Origin of the sequence: Methylobacterium sp. 174MFSha1.1, assembly GCF_900116815.1 — a bacterium.
In the GTDB taxonomy this organism is placed as follows: Bacteria; Pseudomonadota; Alphaproteobacteria; order Rhizobiales; family Beijerinckiaceae; genus Methylobacterium.
In genome coordinates, this window is record NZ_FPCB01000012.1 from 86058 (window position 1) to 102601 (window position 16544).

A 16544-nucleotide genomic window follows, 5' to 3' on the forward strand; every position below is an offset into this window, starting at 1 on the left:
CGCCGCTGTTCGCAGCAGAATGCTCAATATAGACATGTCCGATTTCATGGGAGACTTAAGCGGCATTGTGCCGCGCGTGAGGCATCCATCAGATCTGTATCGCCTGGCATGCTGCGACGGACGCGCCGGCCCCGTGACGCCCGCCCCGCCCTGTGCTAGAGGCCTGCCCCAGCATCCTTCCCTAAATCCTTGATCCTGCTCGCGCCAGCCTGGCCGTGGGCCGGCGTCGCATCCCGCCCCTGCCGAAATCCTGCCCTGCCGAAATCTCCTCCGCCATGAACGCACCCGCCCCCAAGATCTCCTTCGTGTCGCTCGGCTGTCCCAAAGCCCTGGTCGATTCCGAGCGCATCCTCACCCACCTGCGCGCCGAGGGCTACGAACTGGCGCGCAAGCACGACGGCGCCGACGTGGTGATCGTCAACACCTGCGGCTTCCTCGATTCGGCGAAGGCCGAGTCGCTGCAGGCGATCGGCGACGCGATGGCGGAGAACGGCCGGGTGATCGTCACCGGCTGCATGGGCGCCCAGCCGGAGGAGATCCGGGAGAAATACCCGAACCTGCTCGCGGTCACCGGGCCGCAGGCCTACGAGTCGGTGGTGGCGGCGGTCCACGAGGCGGTGCCACCGGCCCACGACCCGTTCCTGGATCTGGTCCCGCCGCAGGGCGTCAAGCTGACGCCGCGGCACTACGCCTACCTGAAGATCTCGGAGGGCTGCAACAACCGCTGCACCTTCTGCATCATCCCGCAGCTGCGCGGCGACCTCGTCAGCCGGCCGGCGGCGGACGTGCTGCGCGAGGCCGAGAAGCTGGTGAAGGCCGGCGTCAAGGAGTTGCTCGTCGTCTCGCAGGATACCAGCGCCTACGGCGTCGACACCCGCTACGCCACGAGCCCCTGGCGCGACCGCGAGGTGCGGGCCCGGTTCTACGACCTCGCCAAGGAGCTCGGCGAGCTCGGTGCCTGGGTGCGCCTGCACTACGTCTACCCCTACCCGCATGTCGACGAGGTCATCCCGCTGATGGCCGAGGGCAAGGTGCTGCCCTACCTCGACATGCCGCTCCAGCACGCGAGCCCCGCCGTGCTCAAGCGCATGCGCCGCCCGGGCAACCAGGAGAAGATGCTGGAGCGCATCCGCTCCTGGCGCACGACATGCCCGGACCTCGCGATCCGCTCGACCTTCATCGTCGGCTTCCCCGGCGAGACCGAGGAGGAGTTCGAGGAACTCCTGACCTGGCTGAAGGAGGCCAAGCTCGAGCGCGTCGGCTGCTTCCAGTACGAGCCGGTCCGCGGCGCCCCCGCCAACGCGGTGGCCGAGGCCGTGCCGGACGCGGTCAAGGCCGAGCGCCAGCGCCGGTTCATGGAGACGCAGCAGGCGGTGTCCCTGAGGCTCCAGAAGGCGAAGGTCGGCAAGCGCCTGCCGGTGATCATCGACGCCGCCGGCCCGACGGTCGCCAAGGGCCGCTCGAAATACGACGCGCCGGAGATCGACGGCAACGTCCACGTCGCCTTCCGCCGCCCGGTCCGGGTCGGCGACATCGTGACGGTGAAGATCGAGTCGGCGGATGCCTACGACCTGCACGGGGTGGCGGTGTAGCGATGCCGCTCTGGCTCATCGCATCACGACCGGGGGCCGCGGTCGGCGAGCCGAGTTGGTCTGCCGTCGCGCTCTTCCTAGCGCTCGGCGTCGGCGGGGTGCTCTACGCGCGGTACATCGCCCGCGCGTTCGGACCGCAAATGGGGCCGGGCCGAGGATTGGGATTGAGTCGTGGTGCACGACATGGCCAGGTCAGACTGGGTGAGTCGTTCTAGCTCCCCTTTCCCGGACGACTGAAGCGTCAGCGGAAGGAGATCCGGGATCCAGCAAAGGAAGTGCCGCGAAGCGGCTCTGAATGGTGCGCCGTTGCAGACAAGCAGACGCTTCGCGACTTCTCGTGCTGGATCCCGGACTCCTTCCACTTCGTTTCAGTCGTCCGAAAAGGGCGGCGAGGCAAAACGGAGCCGTCTTCTCATTGCGAGCGTCTCCGGGTGAAGTGGGATGCGTCTTGCTTCACCCTGCGTCGTCGGCGGTTATGGATCCCGGGTTCCGCTTGCTCGGCCCCGGAATGACGTAGAGTGAATTAGCGCCGTCGAGCGGATCTGCCTGCCCTACCCCCCGATCGCCCCGCTCTCCTCCCGCTCCACGCCCGCCGCCGCCATGTCGCCCCAGGCGCGCTCGAGCGAGTCGTCGAGGTCGATCGCCCGGCAGGCATCCTCGACCACCACCGCCTGGAACCCGGCCTCCCGCGCGTCGATGGCGCTCCAGCCGACGCAGTAATCGGTGGCGAGGCCGCAGAGGAACACCCGGGTGAAGCCGCGCTCGCGCAGGTAGCCGGCGAGCCCGGTCGTGGTGGTGCGGTCGGCCTCGCGGAAGGCCGAGTAGCTGTCGATCCCCGGCCGGTAGCCCTTGCGGATCACCAGTTGCGCGTGCGGCAGCTCCAGCCTCGGCGACAGGTCCGCCCCGGGCGTGCCCTGGATGCAGTGCTCCGGCCACAGGACCTGCGTGCCGTAAGGGAGCTGCACGGTGCCGAAGGGGGCCTTGCCCGGATGGCTCATGGCGAAGGAGGCGTGGCCCGCCGGGTGCCAGTCCTGGGTCAGGGCGATATGCTTGAACTTGCGCCCGAGCGCGTTGATCGGCCCGATCACCGCGTCCCCGTCCGGCACCGCGAGGGCGCCGCCGGGCAGGAAGTCGGCCTGGACGTCGATGACGAGGAGCAGGTCGGTCTCGGTCACTCGCAGGGCGTAGGCATCCATCGCATCGGGTCTCCGCCCACCCGGAGCGATTCGCCCCGGGTGCCGAAGCGTCAGCGTATCAGGGGTGCATCACCGTCGCACCCGTCGTCTGCCGCCCGGCGAGTTCGGCATGGACCTTCGGCGCGGCGGCGAGCGTCGCCCGCGTATGGACCGGGATCTTCACCGCGCCGCTCCGCACCACCTCGAACAGGTCGGCGGCCATCTCGTCCAGCACCGCCCGGTCGGCGGTGTGGGTGAACAGGGTCGGCCGGGTGGCGTACAGCGAGCCCTTCTGGGCAAGTAGGCTGATGTCGAACTGCGTCACCGCGCCCGAGGCGCTGCCGAAATTGACGTAATAGCCGAAGGGCCGCAGGCAATCGAGCGAGGCCGGGAAGGTCGCCTGGCCGACGCCGTCATAGACGACCTGGCAGCCCTTACCGCCGGTGATCTCCTTCACCTTCGCGGCGAAATCCTCGTTGCGGTACAGGATGACGTGGTCGCAGCCGTGCTGGCGGGCGAGCTCGGCCTTGTCCTCCGAGCCGACGGTGCCGATCACCGTGGCGCCGAGATGCTTGGCCCACTGCGTCGCGATCAGCCCGACGCCGCCGGCCGCGGCGTGGAACAGGATCGTGTCGCCGGGCTGGACCTTGTAGGTGCGCCGCAGCAGGTACTGGGTGGTGAGGCCCTTGAGCATCATCGCGGCGGCGGTGTCGTCGTCGATGCCGTCGGGCAGGCGCACCACCTGCTTGGCGTCAACCAAAACTTCCTCGGCATAGGTGCCGGCGGCCGACCCGTAGGCGACACGCTCGCCGGGCTTGAAGCCGGTGACGCCCTCGCCCACCGCCACCACCGTGCCGGCGCCCTCGTTGCCAGGGGTGAAGGGGAGCTGGGGCGCCTTGTAGTGGCCGGAGCGGAAGTAGATGTCGATGAAGTTGACGCCGACCGCGCTCTGGCGCACCCGGATCTGGCCGGGACCGGGTTCGCCGACCGTCACCTCCTCGTAGCGCATCACCTCGGGGCCGCCATACTCGTGAACCCGGATCGCCTTGGGCATCGTCCGCTCCCGTCTTGGTCTTGTCGTGCGGCCGGGATGATAGGTGCGGCTCCGTGTTCGGCAATGGCCGGGATGGCGGACCGGCCCCGCGCGACCCAGATCTAAGGATCGAGGTCTCCGGGCAGACCATGCGAGGACCGTTTCGTGAGCCAGACCACCGACCCGAATCCTGAAGGCCCCCTCTACGACGTGGCGGTGGTCGGCGCCGGCGCGGTCGGGCTGGCGGCGGCCCTGGCGCTCGCCCGCGACGGCCTGCGGACGGCGCTGGTCGGCCGCCACGCCCCCGTGGCCGACGGGCGCACCGTGGCGCTCCTCGACGGTTCGGTGCGGCTGCTGCGCGCGCTCGGCGCCTGGGAAGGGCTGGAGCCCCAGGCCGCGCCGCTCGCCGAGATGCACCTGATCGACGACACCGGCAGCCTCTTCCGTCCCCCGCCGGCCCGCTTCGTCGCCCGCGAGATCGGCCTCGACGCCTTCGGCTGGAACATCGAGAGCGCGCGCCTCGTCGAGGCCCTGCGCGCCCGCGCCCGGTCCCTCCCGGAGCTCACCCTCGTCGAGCACGATGCCGCCGGGCGCAGTGTCGCCGACGACAGGGCCGTGCTGGCGCTGGAGGGCGGCGGCCGCGTCGCGGCGCGCCTCGTCGTCGCGGCCGATGGCGGCGGCTCGCCCCTGCGCGAGGAGGCGGGCCTGACGGCTCGGCGCTGGACCTACCCGCAGAAGGCCCTGACCACGATCCTGGCGCATACCCGCGACCACCGCGAGGTCTCGACCGAGTTCCACACCCGCGAGGGACCCTTCACCCTGGTGCCGTTGCCGGGCGGGCGCCGCTCCAGCCTGGTCTGGGTCTCGGCGGAGGCGCGGGCCGAGCGCCTTTTCGAACTCGACGACGCGGCTCTGGCCGCCGCGATCGAGCGCCAGGCGCAGTCGATGCTCGGTGCCATGCGTATCGACGGACCGCGGGGCTTGGTGCCGATGCGCGGCCTGTCGGTGCCGCGCCCGGTCGGGCCGCGGCTGGCGCTGGTCGGCGAGGCCGCCCACGTCTTCCCGCCGATCGGCGCGCAGGGGCTGAATCTCGGCCTTCGCGACGCGGCGGCCCTGCGCGACGCGGTGGCGGGGGCGCGCGACGCCGGGGCGGAGTCGGTGCTCTCGGGCTTCGCCCGCGGCCGGGCGCTCGATGCCCGCCTGCGCACCGGCGCGGTCGATACCCTCAACCGCAGCCTGCTCACCGCCTTCCTGCCGAGCGACCTCGCCCGCGGCGCGGGGCTGCTCGCCCTCTCGACCATCGCGCCGTTGCGCCGGCTGGTGATGCGCGAGGGCGTGACCCCGCGGCTCGGGACGCCGACGCTGATGCGGGGGTGAGGGAGAGTTCGTCAAATCGGTTTGAAGAAGAGCGCGCGGATTTTCCCTCCCCCCTCTGCGGGGGAGGGTGCCCGGCGTAGCCGGGCGGGAGAGGGGCGGCGCGACGTTGTTCCAGGTAGCGCCCTTCACGACGGTTCCGCCCTATCAGGAAGCGGCGTCCCCTCTCCAGGCTCGCTCCGCTCGCCACCCTCCCCCGCGGAGGGGGGAGGGAAAATCCGCGCTCTACGTTCTTCTTGTCAGATCAGCGCAGACCCGATCACTCCTGCTGCCTGGGCCTCCGCGGTGGGCGAGCAGCCATCGCCGCTGAAGCGAGCGCGTCGGCGGGGGCGGGCTTGCCGCGGGCCGGCGTACGCGCCTTCGCGGGAGCCGGGGACGGCGGGGCAGGCTCGGATGCCGCAGCGGCCGCAGGTTCGGCCGACGCCGCATCGACCGCCCTGGCGGCGGGCTTCGGCTTCGCCGGTGCCTTGGCGGGCGCCTTCGCGGGTTTCGGCTTCGCCGCCGGGCTCGCGACCGGGTCGAGGTCGGCGGCGATCGCCATCAGGTGGCGGCGATGCGCGACGGCCGGGCCGTCCTTGAGGTCCGGGTGATGCTTGTCGAGGCGGGTGACCAGGGCCTTGACCTCGGCGTCCTTCAGCCCGTCGACGATCAGCGCCAGGGGCTGGGGCCCCAGCGCCTCGCGCACCGCGCGCAGCCCCGCCAGGTCGAGGGTCTTGGCCTTCAGCTGCTTCGTCACCAGGGCGTGGGCGGCCTTGGTGACGTCGCTGCGGATCGCCGGAAACGCCTGCGGCGCCTCCGCGATCGCGCACAGGACCGCGAGGCCGTCGATCTCAAGCGCCATCCAGGGCCTCCTTCAGTTCGGTCACCACCGGCGTGATCACCTCGCCGATCAGGTCGCGGGTCTGGTCACGATACTTGTTGGCGAAGGTCTGATACTCCAGGGTCAGCGCGTTCGCCAGGGCCGCCGATTGCGGCACGCGGGTCTTGAACAGGCGGAACCGCGCCCCTTCCGCCGCGGCACTCTCCTGCAGGGTGGCGTAGGTCGTCGCCTGCTGCTTGGTGTTCTGCCAGCGGGTGATCAGCACGTGCGGCGGGCGCCGGGGTGCCAGCATGCTCTCGGAGGCGCTGCCGACGCCCCAGATCGTCTCGTAGAACGCCTTGAGGCCGTAGGTGGAGAGGAAGTCCGAGATGCAGGCGACCACCACGAGGTCGCTCGCCCGGATCGCCACCTCGGTCATCGGCGAGATGCCCGGCGCGCAGTCGAACAGCACGTAGTCGTACTGCTCGCGCAGGGGCACGAAGTCCTCCTGGAACAGCTTCCACAGGTGGCCCTCGATGGCGTGCATCGAGTATTTGCGCTTGGTGAGCGCGTAGATGATCTCGCGCTCGACGATGCGCAGCGACGGGCCGGAGGCGATGAGCGAGATCGGCAGCGGCTCGCCCAGATGCGTGGTGCTCGAGACGTAATCGCGGATGAAGTCCGGCAGGGCGGCCTTGTCGCGGTCGACGATGCGCAGGCCGAGATAATAGTCGAGGGTGCGGCCCCCGGTGATCATCTCGGCCAGGATCCCGTCGCCGGCAAAGCACACCGAGGCGCTGGCCTGCGGATCGAGGTCGATCACCAGCACCGAGGCGCCGCCGGCGGCGAGCGCGTCGGCGAGCATCACCACGCTGGTGGTCTTGCCGACGCCGCCCTTCATGTTGGCGACAGCCACGAGCTTTCCCGGAACGCGCTTGCCGGTCATGCGCGCGAGCCCGGCCGCAGGGAGGGAACGCGGGTCCGCCGCGGCGAGGCGGCGGGCGGGCTTGACGGGGCCATCGGGGGTCTCTTCACGGCGGGTCCCCTTTCCACCACCGGTGTTTGCGGGGAGTCAAGGCCGGTTGCAGTTTGTTTCCCGTCGACTGTCTCGTCCCTGTCGAGTTTTGCCCGTCGACTTGTGCCTGCCGGCTTGTCCCCGCCGACTTGTCCCCACCGACCTGCAGCCTCAGCCGCCGGAGCAGCGGGTGTAGGTGGCCGAGCCGCGCTCGGACGCCCAGGTCAGCCGGCTTCCCGCCACGGTCAGGCGCACCCGCGAGGTCCAGTTGCGGCCGGCGCTGCGGCAGGCGGCGGTCACGGTCCAGGTGCGGCCGTCTCGCCGCCGGTCGCGGAACTGGCACAGGGTCTTGCCGGCCCGTGCGCTTCCCGGCCGGATCACGGCGGGCAGGAAGCCGCGGCGGGCGGAGCGGCTGCGGGCACAGGCCGCGCTGCTCGGCCCCCACACGCCCGCATAGGCCGGCGCGGCCTCCTCCTCGTCGTCCTCGGCGGCGGTCTCGGTCGGGCGGGATTCGACTTGGCGGGATTCGGCCTGGCGCGGCGTCTCCCGCACGGGGGCGGGGCGCGCGGCGGCGCGGGTCTCGGGCCCGCCCTCCCGGCGGGCCTCCTCGCGCAGCTCCCGCTTCGTCGGCGCCGTCGCGGCCCGGACCGGCGAGCGCTCCTCCGGATCGTCATCGGGCGCGAGGTCATGGGCCGGCGCGGCCTTTACCGGGCCGAAGCCGGATTCCGACGGCGCGTCCCGCAACGCCGCGGCGCCCTCCTGCGATGCGCCGTCGCGGGCGCCGATCCGGCCCGGCGGCTCGCGCCAGCCGCCCGCCTGGCCGGCCTCCGGCGGCACGGCGTCCGGCGGCGGACGGCGGCGGTAGATCGGGATCGTGGAGCGATAGGGCTTCGACAGGACCGGCGGGTCGGCGGGCATCTCGAGGTCCGACTGCGCGACGGCGCGGCCCGGCCCGAGCATGCAGGCCGCCCCGGCCAGCACGAACAGGCCGGCCGCGACAAGGCCCGCGCGGTGAAACGCCCTCATGATGCCCCCAAGCGTCCCCCGGCGGATGCCGGCGGTCAAGTCTTAGAGCGCGCGCGAACCCCGTGGACATGGGTCCCGGGGCCCGGCGCGCAGCGAAATCCTCGGTGTCTCCCGCCGGACACTGTCCTAACGGCCGAAAATGCCCTTCAGGAACTGCGCCGTGCGGTTGCGCTTGCGCTTGCGCTCCAGCTCGGCCGCGTCCTTGACCCAGGCGACCTGCACCACCCGGCGCTCCCCCTCGAACGGCCGGTGGCCGTGCCAGGAATTGTCGGCGCGCAGGAAGGCGAACATCGTCCCCATCGTCGGCGGTACCTCGACCGCGTAGGGCTCGAACCGCTCGCCGTCGTAGAGCACGCGCAGGCGCCCGGCCTCCGGCGCGTCCCACTCGTCGTTCATGTAGACGAGCAGCGTCATCACCTTCGAGGGGCCGTCGGTGTGGATCGCGCCGTATTTCGGCTGCGAGCGGCGCATGATCGTGGTGAGCCGCGGGCAGGAGACGAGGTCGAGGCCGAACTTCTCGCCGAGCACCCGCGAGAAGTCGTCGCTCTCGAGTTCCTCGATCAGGTCCTTGAAGCGGCCCGTGAGCTGCACCTCGTCGACCGTGAGATAGCCGGGCTTCGCGATCGCCGGGAAGTCGCGCTTCAGGTCGGCGATCGCCTCGGATCGCAGAACCTGCCGGCCGAGGAAGTAATGGTAGGGGTCGTGCGAGACGGGGGCGGCGCGCACGGCGTCGACGTCGAGGATCGAGAGGGACGACATGGGATGATCGCACTCGTCAGGTCAGGCGGCGGCTGTTCCGCGGCCGCGCATCCCGCGGCCTGCCGGAAACCACGGGACCATCGGGGCGGATTGCGGCGGCGGCGGGGCACCGCGGCATTTGGTCTGACAGCGGGCACCGCCGGCGGTGACGACGGCGCGTTCACGTCTCGGCGAGCGTGCCGGAGTGCCGCCCTGCCGCAGGTGAACGGGGTTTAACTTGCAACGGCCACGGCGCCATGGTCCTGCCACGGGGCTGACCCATGGCGGGTCGCAAGGCCGCCTGCCGATCCCGGCGCGCTCTTGACCGCCACCGAATCACCGGCCCGCCCTCCCGGCGGGCCCGCTTGAGGCCCGCCCGCCGGGCGGCCCGGAGACCGCGATGCACGGCTTGAAGCAGGCCCTCCTGCAGATCTGGCGTCTGGCCTATCCCTATTACACCACCCGCGAGGTCACGACGGTGCGGCTGTGGCCGCTGCCGGCGGTGCAGATGCAGGAGCGCTGGGTCGCGCTCACCATGGCGGTCCTGGTGATCGGCATCGAGTTCGCTCAGGTCGCCATCAACGTGCGCCTGTCGTACTTCAACCGCGACTGGTTCAACGCCATCCAGGGCAAGGATGCGACGGCGTTCTGGTCGCTGCTGTTCTCGGTGTTCTGCCTCTGGGCCGCGGTCTACGTCGCGAGCGCGATCATCCAGTACGTGATCCAGTCGTTCCTGCGGATCCGCTGGCGGGCCTGGATGACCCGGCACTACGTCGACCGCTGGCTCGGGCAGAACACCCATTACCGCATGGGCTTCTCCGGCGCCCAGGCCGACAACCCCGACCAGCGCATCGCCGACGACATCGACCAGTTCACCCAGACCACCCAGTCGCTGACCATCAGCTTCATCTCGGCGGTCTCGAACCTGATCTCGTTCTCGGTCATCCTGTGGAACATCTCGTCGGCCTTCACGGTGCCGGGGACGAGCTGGCACGTGCCGGGCTTCCTGGTCTGGGGCGCGCTGATCTATTCGGCGCTGGTCACCTGGCTCACCCACCGCATCGGCCGGGCCCTGGTCGGACTCAATTTCGAGCAGCAGCGCCGCGAGGCGGATTTCCGCTTCTCGCTGGCCCGCCTGCGCGAGTACGGCGAGCAGGTGGCGCTCCTCGGCGGCGCCCGGGCCGAGCGGGCCTCGCTCGGTGAGCGCTTCGGCGCGCTGATCCAGAACTTCTACGCCATCGTCGACCGCCGCAAGAAGCTCGCCGCCTTCACGGTCAGCTACCAGCAGGTGAACGTGGTGATCCCCTACATCCTGGTCGCGCCCTACTACTTCGCCGGCCAGATCCCGCTCGGGGTGATGACGCAGACCGCCGGCGCGTTCTCGCGCGTCGAGGGCACGATGTCGTTCTTCATCACGTTCTACGTGACGCTGGCCGACTACAAGGCGCAGGTCGATCGGCTCACCACCTTCGACGCCGCGATGGCCCGGGCCGACGCGATGGCGGCGGGCAGCGCCCTCTCGGTGCTGCCCGCCGGCGGCGGCGGCCTCCACCTCAAGGGCCTCGCCCTCGACCTGCCGGACGGACGGCGCATCGCCGAGGCCCCCGCCCTCTCGTTCCGGCCCGGCGAGACGACCCTGCTCACCGGTCCCTCGGGCTCGGGCAAGTCGACGCTGTTTCGCGCCATCGCGGGTATCTGGCCCTTCGGCGAGGGCTCGGTCGCAACGCCGGAAGGCGCGCGCCTGATGCTCCTGCCGCAGCGGCCCTACCTGCCGATGGGGACGCTCCGCGCCGCCGCCACCTACCCGGAGCCCGCCGGCAGCCGCGACGACGCGGCGATCCGTGCGGCGCTCGAGGCGGCCCGCCTGCCCCACCTCGCCTCCCGCCTCGACGAGGAGGCGCCGTGGGCGCAGGCCCTGTCGCTCGGCGAGCAGCAGCGCCTCGCCATCGCCCGGGCGCTGCTGGCGAAGCCCGACTGGCTCTTCCTCGACGAGGCCACCGCCGCCCTCGACGAGCCGACCGAGGCCGCGCTCTACCGCATGCTGCGCCAGGAATTGCCGGACACCACCATCGTCTCGATCGGCCACCGCTCGACGCTGACCGCCTTCCACGATCGCCGGATCGACATGACCCGGCGCGAGGACGGCCGCTTCGTGCCGACGGACCTCGTCGCGGCGATGCCGGCCCAGTAGCCGCTCCCGGCCGGGGGCGGCGAAGTGCAAAGGCGCCGAAGCATAAGGGCGACGAAGCGCCTTGACGCGCTGCGTCGCCCCGCCTAGAAGCCGGCTCACAGGGCGCGTAGCTCAGCGGGAGAGCATTCGCTTCACACGCGAAGGGTCACAGGTTCAATCCCTGTCGCGCCCACCACCCTTTCGAGACTTGTACGGCTTGAGTTGCTGGTGGCCCGCGCCACGCGATCTTGCCGTCGAAGAGGTTCGGTCCGAGATGCGGTCGCTGTTCAAGCGTCGCATCTTCCCCGCATGGGACCGATCGTCGGGCGCGTAGCTCAGCGGGAGAGCATTCGCTTCACACGCGAAGGGTCACAGGTTCAATCCCTGTCGCGCCCACCATTCCCTTCCGATGAAACCAGCGACAGCCAGGACGGCGTTCTCGACGCCGCTGACACCCGCGATGTCATCCCGGGGCTCGGCGTAGCCGAGAACCCGGGATCCATAACCGCCGGGGGTTCAGGATGAAGCGGAACGGTGTCAGCCCTGTCCGGGAACGTCGGCGGTTATGGATCCCGGGCTCCGCTGCGCGGCCCTGGGATGACATCGAGGGTGTCAGGTCGGTCGAACCCGGGTCTCAGGCCGCGCCGCGATCCAGCCGTCGCACCGCCTCGTACAGCGCATCGAAGTGCTGGATCACCACGTCCGGCTCCAGTTCCTCGACCGGCACGTCGGTATAGCCGAACGGCACCGCCACCACCGGGATGCCGGCGGCCTTGGCGGTGGCGACGTCGGTGCGGGAATCGCCGACCATCACGGCCCGGGCCGGATTTCCCCCGGCCCGCGCGATCGTCTCGGTGAGGTGGCGCGGATCGGGCTTGAAGTACGGGAAGGTGTCCCGCCCGCAGATCGCCGCGAAGCGGTCCTTCACCCCGAGCAGCTCCAGGAGCCGCACCGAGTGGTCCTCCGGCTTGTTGGTGCAGACCGCGAGGCGGTAGCCGGCCTCCTCCAGCCGGTCGAGGGAGGCGACGACGCCGGGAAAGAGGTGCGACGCGTCGCACAGGTGCTGGCCGTAATGGGCGAGGAAGACCAGGAAGAGTTCGTCGAGCCGGTCCGGCGTCAGCTCGCGCCCGCCGGCCGAAAAGCCGCGCTGGATCAGCGCCCGCGCGCCCGCCCCGATCAGCTCCCGGGCCTGCGAGACCGCCACCGGGGGCAGCCCCTCCCGCTCCAGGATCACGTTGAGCGTGCCGATCAGGTCGCCCGCGGTCTCCGCGAGGGTGCCGTCGAGGTCGAACACGACGATCGGCGGCAGGGCGTCTGGATGGGAAGTCGGCATGGGCTCTCGCGGGCTTGGGGGCAGGGACGGTCTCCCATACAGGCGGGCGTCGCGGGGCGGAACCCGCGCCGGGAGAGGCTCCGCCGAGCCGAGGCCCGTTCGGGACGCGGCAAGCCTCGGACAACAAGCCTCGGACAAGCGGAAGCGAGCTATAACAGCGCGAGATGGGCGAGCCGCCTGCCGCGACGGTGCGGTCGGTCGCCCCGATGGGTTCAAGGAGCGGCGCGCCATGCGCGGGAGAACGGGTTACCCGATCAGGATCGCCTGTCTGGCGGCGGGCCTGGTCGTCGCGGGCGCGGCGCAGGCCGCGTCCTACGAGTTCGTGCCAGCACCCCAGGCCGACCTCAACCGGGTCTACCGGGTCGACAAGGCGACCGGCGAGGTCATCTCCTGCCAGTACGGCCTGCAGGAGAACACCATCGGCACCACCCTGTGCTTCGGCCCCGGCGAGGGCGCCGGGCCGCAGGCCCCCTCCGAGTACAGCCTCGTCGCCTCGCGCCACCTGCGCGAGGCCGGCGTCTTCCGGGTCAACCAGCGCACCGGCGCGATGAGCATCTGCTACGTGCTCGACGACGCCGTGGTCTGCACGCCGCAGGGCAATGCCGGCAGCGCGGCGCCGGCCGCTTCGGGCAAGCCCTAAGCCATTCGGGCGGCGGGCTCGTGGAGTTGAGACGGGTCACGTCGAGCGCGGCTTGGCGGCCCGCTCCCAATCCTCGATGATCTCGTGCCTGCCGCAATCGACGGCGGTGTAGACGGTCTCGCCGTCGATCAGGTCCGTCCGTAGGACGATTCGGTCGTAGCGGGCGCTGTCGATCAGGAAGTGGCCAGGCGCGCAGCGCAGCGGACGCAGCCGCAGTTGCTTCTCCTGCGGATCGCGCTGGAATCGGATGAGCCGGTTGATGACGTGCTCGCGCCGCCCCTCGGACAGCAGGGCGAGCCGCTCCCGGAAGCGGTCCGATAGCCGGAGCGCCACCATCAAGCGGCTGGTGCGCGCAGGTACTTTTCGAGCGCGGCTGGATCGGTGAAGACCGGGCCGGATTGCGCCGCGGGATCGTGGCCCGCGCGGAGCGCGCGCAGCGCCAGGACGAGTTCGAAGCGGATCAGACAGGACCGCGCATAGGCGGCGAACAAGCGGTCGCGCTCGATGGCGAGCCGTGCGGCATCCTGGGGTGCTCGCGCCTTCACCTGCTTCAGGAACCGCCGGGTTCGCTTCTCAAGGCTTCGGAAGGTCGCAGCCTGGGTGTCGGTCTGCTCCGTGAGCAGGTCGATCAGCCGGTCGAGCTGGCGAAGATCCTGCGCGGTGACCGGCCCCGTCTCCAGCCGAAGCCGGAGCGCATCGACCTGCCTCTCGGCGTCGCGCGCCCAGTCGGCGTTCCACCGTTCCGCATCGCGGACCAGCCGCTCGGACGCGCGCGCCGTCGTGGCCGCCTGCGCCGCGAGGTACGGCGAGACGATGGCCGGCGGCTGACGGCTGAGATGATGCGTCAGGTCGATGATCGCGGCGTCGATCATGGTCTCCCTCGTCGGCTCTCTCTAGCACCGGCATCGGGCCCGGGCGAGGCCGGATGGCCGCTTCCGCCTCCCCCGGTCGCGTGCTAGGGGGCCTCTCGATGAGCGGGGCCGGCCGTCAGGGCGCCCCCGTCCGCCTTGCTATTGCCTCAACGGTGATGTCACGGCGGACGAGAGAGACGAACCGAGGCACCGAGCCGATGTCCCAGATCCGTCCATTCCGCGGAGGCCGGCGTTGAGCCCCGCCGAGCTCAAGCGCGCCGCCGCCGCCCGGGCGGTCGCGCTGGTCGAGGACGGCATGCGCCTCGGCCTCGGCACCGGCTCGACGGCGGCCGTGTTCGTGGAGCTGCTCGGCGAGAGGGTCCGGGCCGGGCTCTCGGTCGTCGGCGTGCCGACCTCCGAGGCGACCCGCAAGGCGGCCGAGGCCGCCGGCATCCCGCTCACGACTCTCGACGACGCCCCCGCGCTCGACCTCACGATCGACGGCGCTGACGAGATCGACCCGCAGCTCCGCCTGATCAAGGGCGGCGGCGGCGCGCTCCTGCGTGAGAAGATCGTGGCGGCGGCGAGCCGGCGCATGGTGGTCATCGTCGACGGCGCCAAGCGCGTCGAGACGCTCGGCCGCTTCCCCCTGCCGATCGAGGTGGTGCCCTTCGGCCTCGGCGCCACCACCCGGGCGGTCGCGGCCGCGATCCGCGCGAATGGCTGCGACGGCCCCCTCGCGATCCGCCAGGGCGCCGACGGGGCGCCGTTCCTCACCGATGGCGGCCACCTGATCCTCGATGCCGCCCTCGCCCGCATCCCCGATCCGGACGCTCTGGCCCGTGCCCTGGTGGCGGTGCCGGGCGTCGTGGAGCACGGCCTGTTCATCGGGCTCGCCACCGGCGCGATCGTCGCGGAGGCGGCCGACGGCCAGCCCCGCATCGTCACCCTCGGGGCGGCCTGACGCACCCGTCCCCCATCCTCGTCACGGCCGCCCCGCACGGGCGCCGACTTCCGGAGCAAACCGATGTCCCCGCGCCGTTCCCGAGTCCTCCTGGCGGGCCTCCTCGCCGCGACCTTGTCCGGTCCCGCCCTCGCCCAGACGAAGCCCGCCGCTCCGGCCGCCCCGGCGGCTCCCGCCGCGCCGCAGGGTGCCGCCATCACCCCGAGCCATCTCGCGCTCGCCAAGGAGGTGATGCTCTCCTCCGGCATCGCCCGCTCCTTCGATTCGATCCTTCCGGCCTTCGGCGAGCAGATCAAGCAGGCGGCGGTCACCCGGCCCGAGCTGACCAAGGACCTCGCCGAGGTCATCGAGAAGATGCAGCCCGAGCTGGAGCTGCAGAAGCAGCGGATCATCGAGGTCGCCTCGCGCATCTACGCCACGAGGCTCACGGAGGCGGAACTGCGCGACATCGCGGCCTTCTTCCGCTCGCCCTCGGGCAAGCGCTACGTCGAGACCCAGCCCCAGGTGCTCGACGACATGGTGCAGGCGATGCAGACCTGGACCCAGGAGGTCTCGGAATACATGATGGTCCGGGTGCGGGCCGAGATGGGCAAGCGCGGCCACCAGCTTCAGTGACCGCCCGCACGGCCGGCGAGCGGGCAACCGGGCTCGATCGTCTCGGCGCGATCGTCGTCGCCGCCCTGCCGGCCTGCATGGCCGTGGCGAACCGGTCGAGCCCGGTGGTGGTCGGCCTCGCCGGGCTCCTGCTGCTCGCCGGCAGCCTGGCGGCCCGGCGCCCGCTGCGGCCGCTCCTCGTCGCGCCGCTCGCGACGCCCGTCGGGATCGCCGCCCTCGCCTTCCTGGGCTGGTGCGGGTTGAGCCTCGCCTGGAGCCCGCTGCCCGGCCTGTCGCTGCGCACCCTGTCGGAATTCCTCCCGGCGCTGCTGGGCGCCTACCTGGTGGCGCGCCTCGCGCCGCCGCACCTGGCCTCCGTCGCCGGGCCGGCGGCCTGGATCCTGATCGCGACCTGCCTCTACGTGATCGCGGACCTCGCCTCCGGCCTCGTGATTCGCGAGGCCCTGGGCCAGCGTGTCGCCGCCTTCGCGTTCAACCGGCCGCTCCTGACCGGGATGCTGCTGATCTTTCCCCTCGCGGCCCTCCTCGCGGCGCGCGGCCGGCGCGCCCTTGCGGCGCTCACCGTCGCCGTCTTCGCGGCGGCGGCCTGGCGCTCGGTCAGCGGCGCGACGGTGCTGGGGCTCGCCGCCGGCGCCCTCACCTTCGGCGCGTTGCGCTGGCTGCCCGCCCGCGCCGGGATCGACCTCACCGGGGCGGCGTTCCTCGGGGCGCTGGTGCTGGCACCGGTCGAGGGCGATCTTCTGGCCCGCACCATGCCCGACGCCCTGCATCAGCGGCTCGCCGGGAGCAGCACCCGGGCCCGGGTCGCCATCGCCCGCAGCTTCGGCGCGGCGGTCGCCGCCGATCCCTGGCGCGGGGCCGGCTACGGCACCTCCGGGCGCTTCCAGGACGCGCCGGTGGCCGAGCGGATCGAGCCCGAGATGCGCTTCATGCTGGCGGTCGGGCACCCGCATAACAGCTTCCTCCAGGTCTGGGCCGAGCTCGGCCTCGTCGGCGCGACGCTCGCAGGCCTCGTCCTGGTCCTGACCCTGCGCGCGCTCGCGGGCTGGAGCGGGCTCGCCCGCGGCACCGCGCTCGCGCTCCTCGCGGCGGCGGGCATCGTCGCCTTCGTGGAGCACGGCGCCTGGCAGGCCTGGTGGACCGCCGGCGTCGGCGCGGCCATCGCCTGGCTGCGCGCCCTGCATTATCAGATACAAGATCGAACAAACGAGCGGTGACC

16 protein-coding genes and 2 tRNA genes are annotated in these 16544 nt (G+C 71.6%); 9 read left to right on the forward strand and 9 right to left on the reverse strand.

Translation table 11 applies throughout. The annotated features are described in order from the left end of the window. Window positions 1-275: 275 nt before the first annotated feature. Complete coding sequence (rimO, locus tag BM430_RS11325; RefSeq protein ID WP_093567363.1) at window positions 276-1592, forward strand: 30S ribosomal protein S12 methylthiotransferase RimO; 1317 nt, start codon at window positions 276-278, stop codon at window positions 1590-1592. A 551-nt stretch (window positions 1593-2143) separates the two neighbouring features. On the opposite strand, the gene pncA is transcribed toward rimO, so the two are convergent. Together pncA and BM430_RS11335 are read right to left on the reverse strand one after the other, a co-directional pair. Then, window positions 2144-2788, reverse strand: a complete 645-nt coding sequence (gene pncA / locus BM430_RS11330; RefSeq protein ID WP_093567364.1) for a bifunctional nicotinamidase/pyrazinamidase — start codon at window positions 2786-2788, stop codon at window positions 2144-2146. 58 nt (window positions 2789-2846) lie between these two features. Further along, window positions 2847-3821 carry a quinone oxidoreductase family protein gene (locus BM430_RS11335; protein ID WP_093567365.1) on the reverse strand — a complete coding sequence of 325 codons (975 nt, stop codon included), beginning with the start codon at window positions 3819-3821 and terminating at the stop codon, window positions 2847-2849. Window positions 3822-3965: 144 nt separating this feature from the next. Between BM430_RS11335 and BM430_RS11340 the strand changes: the two genes are divergently transcribed. Beyond that, on the forward strand, window positions 3966-5177 hold the full coding sequence (locus BM430_RS11340) for an FAD-dependent monooxygenase (protein WP_093567366.1): 1212 nt from the start codon (window positions 3966-3968) through the stop codon (window positions 5175-5177). 256 nt (window positions 5178-5433) lie between these two features. Here BM430_RS11340 and BM430_RS11345 read toward each other — a convergent pair whose 3' ends face one another. From BM430_RS11345 to BM430_RS11360, 4 genes are all read right to left on the reverse strand, one after another. Next, window positions 5434-6015, reverse strand: coding sequence for a hypothetical protein (locus BM430_RS11345; RefSeq protein ID WP_093567367.1), 582 nt, complete (start codon window positions 6013-6015; stop codon window positions 5434-5436). After that, the gene (locus BM430_RS11350; protein ID WP_244539442.1) at window positions 6005-6889 is read right to left on the reverse strand and encodes a ParA family protein; all 885 of its coding nucleotides are present in this window, start codon (window positions 6887-6889) and stop codon (window positions 6005-6007) included. Before BM430_RS11350 ends, BM430_RS11345 begins: the two co-directional genes overlap by 11 nt. A 270-nt stretch (window positions 6890-7159) precedes the next feature. Then, on the reverse strand, window positions 7160-8014 hold the full coding sequence (locus tag BM430_RS11355) for a hypothetical protein (protein ID WP_093567369.1): 855 nt from the start codon (window positions 8012-8014) through the stop codon (window positions 7160-7162). 126 nt (window positions 8015-8140) lie between these two features. Next, window positions 8141-8773: a 2OG-Fe(II) oxygenase gene (locus BM430_RS11360; RefSeq protein ID WP_093567370.1), complete on the reverse strand. Its 633-nt coding sequence runs from the start codon at window positions 8771-8773 to the stop codon at window positions 8141-8143. 379 nt (window positions 8774-9152) lie between these two features. Between BM430_RS11360 and BM430_RS11365 the strand changes: the two genes are divergently transcribed. From BM430_RS11365 to BM430_RS11375, 3 genes are all read left to right on the forward strand, one after another. Next, entirely contained in the window at window positions 9153-10943 is a 1791-nt protein-coding gene (locus tag BM430_RS11365; protein WP_093567371.1) for an ABC transporter ATP-binding protein/permease, read from the forward strand. A gap of 100 nt (window positions 10944-11043) precedes the next feature. Beyond that, window positions 11044-11118 (forward strand) — tRNA-Val (locus BM430_RS11370). Window positions 11119-11246: 128 nt separating this feature from the next. Beyond that, window positions 11247-11321, forward strand: a tRNA-Val gene (locus BM430_RS11375). A 235-nt stretch (window positions 11322-11556) separates the two neighbouring features. Here the strand turns inward: BM430_RS11375 and gph are convergent. Further along, a complete protein-coding gene (gph, locus tag BM430_RS11380; RefSeq protein WP_093567372.1) occupies window positions 11557-12255 on the reverse strand; it encodes a phosphoglycolate phosphatase in 699 nt (232 codons plus the stop codon). Between the two features lie 229 nt (window positions 12256-12484). Between gph and BM430_RS11385 the strand changes: the two genes are divergently transcribed. Further along, window positions 12485-12895, forward strand: coding sequence for a hypothetical protein (locus BM430_RS11385; protein WP_093567373.1), 411 nt, complete (start codon window positions 12485-12487; stop codon window positions 12893-12895). Between the two features lie 36 nt (window positions 12896-12931). On the opposite strand, the gene BM430_RS11390 is transcribed toward BM430_RS11385, so the two are convergent. Together BM430_RS11390 and BM430_RS11395 are read right to left on the reverse strand one after the other, a co-directional pair. Further along, entirely contained in the window at window positions 12932-13231 is a 300-nt protein-coding gene (locus BM430_RS11390; RefSeq protein WP_093567374.1) for a hypothetical protein, read from the reverse strand. Continuing rightward, on the reverse strand, window positions 13231-13767 hold the full coding sequence (locus BM430_RS11395) for a hypothetical protein (RefSeq protein WP_093567375.1): 537 nt from the start codon (window positions 13765-13767) through the stop codon (window positions 13231-13233). The genes BM430_RS11390 and BM430_RS11395 overlap by 1 nt, the downstream gene beginning before the upstream one ends. A gap of 232 nt (window positions 13768-13999) precedes the next feature. Here BM430_RS11395 and rpiA point away from each other — a divergent pair, with 232 nt between their 5' ends. From rpiA to BM430_RS11410, 3 genes are all read left to right on the forward strand, one after another. Beyond that, window positions 14000-14710 (forward strand): ribose-5-phosphate isomerase RpiA, encoded by a 711-nt coding sequence (rpiA, locus tag BM430_RS11400; RefSeq protein ID WP_093567376.1) that lies wholly within the window; start codon window positions 14000-14002, stop codon window positions 14708-14710. 63 nt (window positions 14711-14773) lie between these two features. Then, window positions 14774-15325, forward strand: coding sequence for a DUF2059 domain-containing protein (locus BM430_RS11405; protein ID WP_093567377.1), 552 nt, complete (start codon window positions 14774-14776; stop codon window positions 15323-15325). Continuing rightward, window positions 15322-16542 (forward strand): O-antigen ligase family protein, encoded by a 1221-nt coding sequence (locus BM430_RS11410; RefSeq protein WP_244539443.1) that lies wholly within the window; start codon window positions 15322-15324, stop codon window positions 16540-16542. The genes BM430_RS11405 and BM430_RS11410 overlap by 4 nt, the downstream gene beginning before the upstream one ends. Window positions 16543-16544: the final 2 nt, after the last annotated feature.